Here is a 4,015-nt window from a genome sequence, read left to right on the forward strand (position 1 = left end):
CGGTAGCCCTTCTTGGCGTGCAGCGCGATGGCGCCGCCGGCGCGCCACACGAAATCGCCCGGATGGGCGGTGACGACCAGACCTGTCTTGCTCATGGAAACCTCTCTCTGATTTGACCTGTCGACCCGCACGGTCGCCGAAGCGAGCGAGCCGGATGTGGGGGCGGGCCGCGAGCTCCGACACTGCCGCACGCCCCCCACCCGCCCGAGCTTCGCTCGGGCACCCTCTTGTTACGACAACAGCCGCAACCCCACGTGAGGAGAGGGCAGCAACACCGGGGGTCCCAGAAACTCTACTGCTTCGGAATGCCCGCCTTCTCGATGACGGCGGACCAGCGCTTGATGTCGCCCGTCAGTCGTTCGGACAGCTCGCCCTGCGTCGAGGCCGAGGCGACGATGCCGAGCTCGAGCAGCTTCCGCTTCACCTCCGGCTCGACCAGCACCTCCTGCAGGCCGGCATTGAGGATACGGACATACTCCTCTGGCGTGCCGGTCTTGGCGAACAGCGCGTTCCACGAGGTCGCGTCGAAACCCGGCACGGTCGCGGCGGCCGGCGGCACGTCGGGCAGCACCGGCGACTGCTGGGCGCCCGAGGTGGCCAGCGCGACGAGGTTCTTGTCCTCCACCGAGCCCTTCAGCGACGCGTAGGAGTCGATGATCAACTGGGCGTCGTTGCGCAGCACCGAGACCAATGCGTCCGGCGTGGTGCGATACACCACGATCTCGGTCTTGATGTCGGCGACGGAGTTGAACAGGACGCCCGACAGGTTCTGGGTCGAGCCGGCGATCACGGTCGCGATGTTGAGCACGCCGGGCCGCGCCTTGGCGTCGGCCACCAGATCGGCGAGCTTGGTGTAGCCGCTCTGCTTGTTGGTCGCGAGGATGAAGTCGAACAGGCCGAGGGTCGAGATCGGTACGAAGCCGTTGACCGGATCGAAGGGGAGCTGCTTGAACAGCCCGACACTGACGGCGGTGCCGTTGGAGAACAGCGCGAGCGTGTAGCCGTCCGGGGCCGAGGAGGCGACCCGGGTGGCGGCGAGCGAGCCGCCGGCACCGGGGGCGTTCTCGATCACGAAGCGGGCGCCGATCTTGTCGCCGAGCCGCTCGGTGACGATGCGCACCGTGATGTCGGCGACGCCGCCGGCGCCGAACGGCACCACCACCTTGATCGGACGGTTCGGGTACTTGGCCTGCGCCCAGGCCGAGGCGGAGACGACGAACGGCGCCGACAGTCCGCCGACGAGGCACCCCGCGGCACCACGCAGCAGCGTGCGACGGCTCGGGGCGCGGGTGAGGTCATGGGTCATGGAAGGTCCTTTCCGTCGTGTGACGGTCAGGCGGCGAAGCCGAACAGGCGGGCCGGATTGTCGACCAGCAGCTTCTGCCGCACGGCTGGATCGGGGGCATAGAGAGGGACGAGATCGACGAGATCGCCGTCGTCGGGCATGGCCGGCACGTTGGGATGCGGCCAGTCGGTGCCCCACAGCAGGCGGTCCGGATCGACCTCGATCAGGCGCTTGGCGAGGGGAACGACGTCGTGATAGGGCGCGCCGGACGAGGAGACGCGCTCGGCGCCGGTCAACTTGATCCAGCACTTCGGGTCGCGCTCGTAACGTGCGACCAGAGCCCGGAAGGCGGCCTGCTCGGGCCCCAGCTTGGCGTCGACGACGCCGATGTGATCGATCACATAGGTGATCGGCAGCGCATCGAGCACGGGCGCGAAGTTGTCGAGATCCTTGGCCGGCAGGTAGAGATCGACGTGCCAGCCGTGCGGCGCGATGCGCTTCACGACGGTCTCGAAGGTGCTCATGTCCGGCCGGCCGCCGAGCCGGGCCAGGAAGGTGAAGCGGCAGCCGACGACGCCGGCGGCAGCGAGCCGGCCGATCTCGGCGTCCGAGAAGCTCGCATCGACATTGGCGATGCCCTTGTAGCGACCGCCGCTCGCCGCGATCGCGTCGGTCACCACCAGATTGTCACGACCGTGCGGCGTGGCGTTCACCAGCACGGCACGTTCGATGCCCATGCGCGCCTGCAGCCACTGCAGCTTGGAGAGCGGCGCGTCCGGCGGCGTGTAGGGACGGTCGGCGACGTAGGGGTATTTCGCGTCGGGTCCGAACACGTGGCAATGGGTATCGCAGGCGAGCGGCGGCAGCTTGAAGGCCGGCGCGTGCGGATCGGGATGGGGCGGCGGGATCGTCGGAATGGCGTTCATGATGGCCTCTCGTGCCTGCGGCAGGACCGGAGGGACGGGGAGGTCCGGCGCAGGGGAACACGGACGGGAGGCCGATCAGGTGTGAACGGCCCGTCCCGCAGCCGGACATTCGCGCCGGAGCAGTGCGCAATCAAATGACATTATTGCGGGCATTCATGAATCTTGTGCATCAGCGGTGGGCAGCGCCGGCCGGGTCGCCGTGCAGTCCCGGAGCACGCGCGAGGGGATCTCCCCACCCCCCCCCTCAGCTCCGGCTCCGTAATGTACGACTGATCAGGCGCAGCAGATCCTCGGCCGCGGGCGACAACGGCAGACCCCGCTTCACCACGACGCCGAGAGCGCGGGTGACGCTGGGGTTGCGCAGCGCCACCGTGGCGACGCCGGTCTTGCCGCTCGCCTCGACGGCCAAGCGGGGGACCACGGCGAGGCCGACGCCGGCGCTCACCAGGCTCACCGCCGTGGAGAGATGCTGCACCTCGAAGCGCCACGTCAGCGATTCTCGCCGCGGTCCCAGCGCGTCGTCGATGAGGACGCGGTTGCCGGTCTGCGGGCTGACGCGCACCAGCGGCTGGCCCTCGAGATCCGCCCAGGTGATGGCCTTGCGCGCCGCGAAGGTGTGCTCCGCCGGGCAGACCAGCACGAAAGGCTCCTTCAGCAACTCGGTGATCTCCAGGTCCCAGCGGTTCACCGACACGATGGTGATGCCGAACTCGGCGCGGCCCGACTGCACGTGATCGGCGATCTCGCTCGCCGAGTTGTCGAACACCTGAACGTCGAGCCCGGGATAGAGCAGCATGAACTCGGCGAGGACGCGCGGGATGTAGCGGGTCGAGATGGTCGGCAGGCAGCCGATCGCGAGGCGCTCCTGCTGGGCGCGGCCCTGCCGCCGCAGATCCTCGAACGAGCGAACCGCCTCGTCGAGGATCCGGCGCGCCTTCGGCAGCAGGTCGAGGCCAGCCGGCGTCAGCGCCACGTGGCGGGTCGTCCGCACCAGGAGCTTGACGCCGAGGTCGTCCTCGAGCTTGCGCATCCGGTGGCTCAGCGCCGTCTGCGACAGATTGAGGTTCGCGGCAGCGCGATGGAAGCTGCCACGCTCGGCGATGCTGAGAAACGCCTCCAGTCCGAGAAAATCGATACGCACGACGAATCCCCGACAACAGTCGCGGCATCTTAGCGGGGCCGGCGGCACGCCGATACGGGCGCGGCCGGACCATTCGCCGCGCTTGGTCCGCCGCCGGGGACCAATGCCGACCGATGCGGACAATTTTAGCGAACGGGGCGACGGCGCCTTCGGCATGCCGACGAATACGCCGGCCGGCAGCGCGGATTCTTACCCGGCCGGAGAGGATCCGACCCGCAGGATCGCCCCACCAGGTCGTGCGTGAGGGGCAGCATCGTGAGCCGAGCGTCCGTGTCGTCGCTGCCGGATCGGTCCGATCCGGGCTATGCCTATTCGGTGAGGGCCGCTGGACCGCTCGCGGGCCGCACCTATCTGGTCGCCGCGTGGGACGGCGAGACCGGCGCGCTGATCGGCCGCTGCGAGATCCCGGGCGCGGCCGGCGCACCGCCCGCCCTGACGCCGCACGATCTGCTGGACCGGATGGGCGGACGCTATCGGCTGGAGGCCGTGCGGGTCGACCACGCGCTCGACCGTCTGTCGGCGGTGACGCGCCGGATCGCGCGCGTCTGCGCCCGCCGCGAGCGGATCGCGCGGCGGCGGTGGCGGCGCGGACAACGCGCACGAACTGACCATCGTTGCCGTCGGTGGAAGCATCGGGCGATTTGCTCGCATTCGCTTCCTTAA

4 protein-coding genes and 1 pseudogene are annotated in these 4,015 nt (G+C 69.3%); 1 reads left to right on the forward strand and 4 read right to left on the reverse strand.

Annotated features, from left to right (window positions below; all coding sequences use genetic code 11):
- The 4 genes and pseudogenes from CH341_RS29070 to CH341_RS29085 all read right to left on the reverse strand — a co-directional run.
- Window positions 1–95, reverse strand: a pseudogene (locus CH341_RS29070) (PIG-L domain-containing protein); the annotation flags it as partial.
- A 197-nt stretch (window positions 96–292) separates the two neighbouring features.
- A complete protein-coding gene (locus CH341_RS29075) occupies window positions 293–1,306 on the reverse strand; it encodes a Bug family tripartite tricarboxylate transporter substrate binding protein (protein WP_111422745.1) in 1,014 nt (337 codons plus the stop codon).
- A 26-nt stretch (window positions 1,307–1,332) separates the two neighbouring features.
- On the reverse strand, window positions 1,333–2,211 hold the full coding sequence (locus CH341_RS29080; RefSeq protein WP_111422747.1) for an amidohydrolase family protein: 879 nt from the start codon (window positions 2,209–2,211) through the stop codon (window positions 1,333–1,335).
- Window positions 2,212–2,455: 244 nt separating this feature from the next.
- Window positions 2,456–3,352: a LysR family transcriptional regulator gene (locus CH341_RS29085; RefSeq protein ID WP_170149856.1), complete on the reverse strand. Its 897-nt coding sequence runs from the start codon at window positions 3,350–3,352 to the stop codon at window positions 2,456–2,458.
- Window positions 3,353–3,622: 270 nt separating this feature from the next.
- Between CH341_RS29085 and CH341_RS29090 the strand changes: the two genes are divergently transcribed.
- A complete protein-coding gene (locus tag CH341_RS29090; protein WP_111422752.1) occupies window positions 3,623–4,015 on the forward strand; it encodes a hypothetical protein in 393 nt (130 codons plus the stop codon).

It is taken from the genome of Rhodoplanes roseus, from assembly GCF_003258865.1.
Taxonomy (GTDB): domain Bacteria; phylum Pseudomonadota; class Alphaproteobacteria; order Rhizobiales; family Xanthobacteraceae; genus Rhodoplanes; species Rhodoplanes roseus.

Coding starts and splice junctions, on each gene's coding strand:
- CH341_RS29080 (WP_111422747.1), bottom strand. CDS start 2,211: ATGAACGCCATTCCGACGATCCCGCCGCCCCATCCCGATCCGCACGCG.
- CH341_RS29075 (WP_111422745.1), bottom strand. CDS start 1,306: ATGACCCATGACCTCACCCGCGCCCCGAGCCGTCGCACGCTGCTGCGT.